General features: G+C 32.7%; 2 protein-coding genes. Both read right to left on the minus strand.

Going from position 1 to position 1,814, the window contains the following annotated elements:
* Positions 1-154 precede the first annotated feature (154 nt).
* Positions 155-676 carry a hypothetical protein gene (locus tag F6K13_RS31420; RefSeq protein ID WP_124145714.1) on the minus strand — a complete coding sequence of 174 codons (522 nt, stop codon included), beginning with the start codon at positions 674-676 and terminating at the stop codon, positions 155-157.
* 515 nt (positions 677-1,191) lie between these two features.
* A partial coding sequence (locus F6K13_RS31425; protein ID WP_287289623.1) for a DNA polymerase occupies positions 1,192-1,814 on the minus strand: 623 nt, incomplete at its 5' end.

A 1,814-nucleotide genomic window follows, 5' to 3' on the forward strand; every position in this document is an offset into this window, starting at 1 on the left:
TGCAATAATATTTCTCAAAGTGAAATATTATTGCATTTTTCACTGTCTGAGTATTGGTCAAACAAAAAATATTAACTGTTCGTATAACTATATTATTTTTCAAAATTTTTCTGAGAATATTAACTTAACTGAATTACCTGTACTAATTTATTGCTTATTCTTGGCACAACTTAAATAGATATAACTCATCTGGCAGCTCAGAGGCCACATCTAAATCAACACTTTTAGGAACAAATAAAACCATACCAAATTCACATTTTTCAGTTGAACATTTGTCTGGTCGTGCAGTAATCCGATAATTACTGTTTTCCGTGGGAGTAAAAGAGATTACTGGTATTCCATCCTGTTTTTTATCATTCGCTATTTTCTCACCCTTTTGATTTTTAAGGGTTAAATTTAAGTCATTACAATTATCATCACATACCCCTAAAATACTGTAGGAGGTATTAGAAGATAATTTGGCTGTAAAAGGAACTTCTACTCTTTCTTTCACTTTTCCAATTAGTGGCCAGAAAACCAGTTTTTTGCCAGCTCTTTCTTGTTGTTCTACTGTCTCTTTAAGTTTACATATTACTTGTTCTTGTTCAACACTAAGTTCAACACTGGCAGCAGTTGCAACAATTGCACTGCCTAATACCAAACTAACTCCACCTAAAACTAATTTTTTGGTATCCATTAGATTTACTCAAATAAAGATTCTTAGTAAACTACAGTCAGGAGTTTAACATATCTCTTGCACAATAAAAACTTTTTATAGGGAACAGGGAACAGGGAACAGGGAGGAATAATTGATAATTTAGGGAGTAGGGAGTAGGGAGTAGGGAGTAGGGAACAGAGAGAAATAATTGATAATTTAGCGATAATAATTGATTTTATTTTTGATTTTTTTGGAGATACCTATTCCTTTTACAAAGAGTCTCTTAGGTAGCACTTCAATTATTAATTAATTAACACAAACAGGATCGTCTTTTTGATAATTAGCACCCTAGAAGGGTATTAATTATGATTATGTTTATTTCTCTTTACGGACATTGCATGCAACTCCCTACTCCCCTACTAAAAAAAAGGCGTTGCTGAAATGTTAATCTAAAAATCATTATCAATCAGCATCGCCCAAGAAAATTATGTAAAGCCATTGTTTATTTCTCCCCTACTTCCCTACTCCCCTACTCTTCCACTCCCCTACTGGTATTATTTGGTCTCCATCCAATTTTTTCTTGCATGAATATCTACTATGAGTGGTACTTTTAAATCTATGGCATTTTCCATTGTAGATTTAATTACCTGCTCCAATTCTTCCCACTCTAATGATGGAACTTCAAATACTAATTCATCATGGACTTGTAATAATAATTTTGCCTGATAATTTGCCAATATTTTATGGAATTTTATCATGGCAATTTTAATAATATCTGCACTTGAACCTTGAATAGGCGAGTTAGCTGCTGCCCTTAAAAGTTGAGCATCATTTTGACTTAAACGTTTAAATTCATCTAGGTTAATTTCTTCTGGTTCCGTACCTTTTAAATCTCGGATAGTTTTAGATTCAAATTCAAAATAACGCCGACGACCTAATATTGTTTCTACATAACCTTGAGCGATCGCTTCTTTTTTTAACTTCCCTAAATACTCAAATACTTGAGAATATTTTTGTTTATATCTGTCTAAAAATTGTTTACTTTCTTTGACACTTATTCCGACAGACCTTGCTAATTTTTGTGCCCCCATGCCATAAATTACGCCAAAGTTTATTGTCTTACCGACACGACGTTCATCTGATGTAATTTCTGCTTTTTCAAATAATAGTTTGGCTA

The sequence above is a fragment of the Okeania sp. SIO2B9 genome (genome assembly GCF_010672505.1).
GTDB lineage: Bacteria > Cyanobacteriota > Cyanobacteriia > Cyanobacteriales > Microcoleaceae > Okeania > Okeania hirsuta.